At 58.5% G+C, this 3,024-nt stretch carries 3 protein-coding genes; 1 reads left to right on the plus strand and 2 read right to left on the minus strand.

Translation table 11 applies throughout. From position 1 onward, the window contains the following. Window positions 1-146: 146 nt before the first annotated feature. Window positions 147-896, minus strand: coding sequence for a YebC/PmpR family DNA-binding transcriptional regulator (locus tag NW853_RS13575; RefSeq protein WP_414336113.1), 750 nt, complete (start codon window positions 894-896; stop codon window positions 147-149). 173 nt (window positions 897-1,069) lie between these two features. Further along, window positions 1,070-1,780 carry a hypothetical protein gene (locus NW853_RS13580; protein WP_414336111.1) on the minus strand — a complete coding sequence of 237 codons (711 nt, stop codon included), beginning with the start codon at window positions 1,778-1,780 and terminating at the stop codon, window positions 1,070-1,072. Between the two features lie 230 nt (window positions 1,781-2,010). Between NW853_RS13580 and NW853_RS13585 the strand changes: the two genes are divergently transcribed. Beyond that, a complete protein-coding gene (locus tag NW853_RS13585) occupies window positions 2,011-2,934 on the plus strand; it encodes a fructosamine kinase family protein (protein WP_414336109.1) in 924 nt (307 codons plus the stop codon). Window positions 2,935-3,024: the final 90 nt, after the last annotated feature.

The raw sequence follows: 3,024 nt of genomic DNA on the forward strand, positions 1-3,024 counted from the left end.
CCCTCACCCCCGACCCCTCTCCCTCAGGGAGAGGGGAGTTAGAGCGTTGTGTAGCAATAACGACTTAGAGAAACGTTTTGTTTGTAGGTGTGGCCGGCAATGCAGCTCTGATGAGAGTTTCCTGTCGCTTCAATAGAAGGGTGTCCTCAGGCTAGGCTTTCCATCACCGCCTCGTCGATCTCGAAATTGGCGTAGACATTTTGCACATCGTCCAGGCTATCCAGACGTTCCATCAAGGTGAGCACCAGCTTGGCGGTGTCGGGATCCCCCACCTGAACCTCATTGGATGGGATCCAGCGGATGGCGGCATCTTGCACTTGGCAGCCCTCTTTTTTCAGATACGTGGCCACCTGCTCGAGCAAGGAGTAGTCGCAGTATACTTCTGCGCTGGTTCCCTCCACCTTGAGGTCATCGCCCCCTGCTTCTGCCACCGCCAGCAACAGGGCTTCGGGATCCGCCACGTTCTCCAGGCTGATCACCCCTCGCTGTCGGAACATCCAGCTCACACAGCCGGCTTCTCCCAAGCTGCCGCCGGTTTTGTTGAAAGCTTCTCGCACCTCGGCAGCCGTGCGGTTGCGGTTGTCGGTCATCGCCTCGATCAACACCGCTACCCCGCCGGGGCCATAGCCCTCGTAGCGAACTTCTTCCAGGGGGCTGTCATCGCTCCAGTTGCCGGCTCCCTTGGCGATGGCCCGTTCGATGTTCTCGCTGGGCATCCCCGCCGCTTTGGCTTTCTCCACCGCCGCCCGCAACTGAAAATTCCCATCCGGATCTGGCAAGCCGCTGCGAGCCGCCACGATAATGGCCCGCGAAAGTTTGGTAAATAGGCTGCCCTTTTTGGCATCTACACGGGCCTTTTGCCGTTTAATGTTGGCCCATTTGCTGTGTCCTGCCATGCCGCCGACACCGATCCAGTCAAGCCATCAACCGAGGGGATCCCTCCTAATTTTGAAGCCTAGATCACGGCGACCCAGGACTCAACCCCACCCCAGCTCCAACGGCAACAGACTGAGGGCAAAAATGGTGGGATCCCTCTCGACCCAGAGGGCATTTAAAGCGAGCAACCCCCTCAAGGCCGAATGGGCTGCCGTTCGATCACACCCCCCGGCGGCGGTGGAGCGGCTGGGGTTTCTTCAGGGGTAGGCGTTGCCACAGGAGCTGGGGGCAGAGGGGGCACAGCCTCTCCGGGTACAGGCCCAGGTGCGGGCGTGGGGGTTGGGGATGGAGTGAGAAAAGGCGTCACCTGGGGCAGCAGCTCGGCGTAGAAAATCGCGTCTTGCTCTGGCCCCAAGCGACCCACTTGCCAACGGTGACGGGGAACAAACATCGTTTGCAACAGCACTTCTCGGCCAACAAAAGCGGGAGTTCCCGAAAAGACATAGCCATCGACGATGACCCGATTGAGATCGGGCCGAGTTTGAAACACCCGATCCACCTCCCGCCGCATCTCAGCATCCAGCCGCCCCAGCAGAGTTTCCAGAGTATCTTCAGGGCCAATCGGCACCCGCACCGCAAAGCGATAGCCTTCGCAGCGATAGTCGCCACAGATCTTGACCAGCTCGTTACGCACCCGGATTTGCGCCCCAGGATCGATGTTGCGCTCCAGCACAAAGACTTCCTCTTGCGGTTGCTGCTCGACCGGTTGAGCCCAAGTTGGCGGTTGACTTGTCCATCCTGCCCAAGCCAGGGATCCGAAAAACAAGCCAAGGCTCCAACCCAGACTGCCCTGCTGAGCGCGGGGTGAAAAGGCGGGATCGCGATCCGGGTTCGGGCTATTCATAAGCGTTAACCGACATCAGGATGGCTATCGCCAACTCTACCCGACATTGGCCCAGCAGGCACTAGGCAAGGAGAAAAATCAGTTTCAAGATCAATTCAAGATCAAAATGAGAGCAGGCGAACGGCGTCCTGGTCAGCAACGGATGGGCTGTGGCGGAGAGTCTGAGGCAAGCTATGGAGAATATGTCAATTAAGTACCTGTTTTCCCCCAACAACTAACTTTTGCTGTTGATGCAAACTCTTTGGCAAGCCATTGCCCAGCACCTTTCGCAAGCGACAGGGGATCCCATCCAGCCCCTGCGGTATCGTCCTGTGGGCGGGGGCAGCATCAACGCCACCTATCGGTTTTCCTGCGCTCCCCAAAACCCTCTTACAGAAGGGTCGAGAGACTACTTCGTCAAATTGGCCCGTGGGGGAGAGAGGGCGCTGGAGATGTTTGCGGCAGAAGCGGCGGGCTTGCAAACCCTGGCGGCTGCCCACGCCATTCGGGTGCCTCGACCCATTGTTTGGGGATCCGTAGGAAGCCAAGCCTACTTGGTGCTGGAGTACTTGGAGCTAACCTCGCCCCGTCCCCACACGGCCAGTCTCTTGGGATCCCAGTTGGCCCAGTTGCATCGCACCTTGTCTCCCAACGGGAGCTATGGCTGGGATCGCGACAATACCATCGGCTCCACGCCGCAAATCAACAGTTGGCGGCCAAACTGGCCGGACTTTTATCGGGAACAGCGGCTGCTCTACCAAGTCAAGCTGGCCTGCCAACGGGGATACCGCGGCACGTGGGTGACCCAAGCCGAACGGGTGATGGCGAAGCTGGAAGCGTTTTTTCAGGACTATAGGCCGGAACCCGCTCTGCTACATGGAGATCTGTGGGGGGGCAACTACGGGGCCTTGGCCGATGGATCCCCCGTGATCTTCGACCCAGCCGTCTACTACGGGGATCGGGAGACAGATCTGGCGATGACAGAGCTGTTCGGCGGTTTTCCGCCGGCGTTCTATCAGGCTTATCAGCAGGCCTATCCCTTGAACGAGGGGTATCCCCACCGCAAGCCTCTCTACCAGCTCTACCACTGGCTCAACCATCTCAACTTGTTCGGAGAGGGCTACCTGGGCTCGGTGCAGCGCGCCCTGCAGCAATGCCTGCACTTTCTCGAATAGGGTCAGTTATAGTCAGGTGTATGGTGCTTGTAGGTATAGAATTTATTTCCTCGCACTTGTAATCCAATTGCACTCGATTCCGGAAAAAGT

It is taken from the genome of Synechococcus sp. H55.11 (assembly GCF_047462475.1).
Classification (GTDB): Bacteria; Cyanobacteriota; Cyanobacteriia; order Thermostichales; family Thermostichaceae; genus Thermostichus.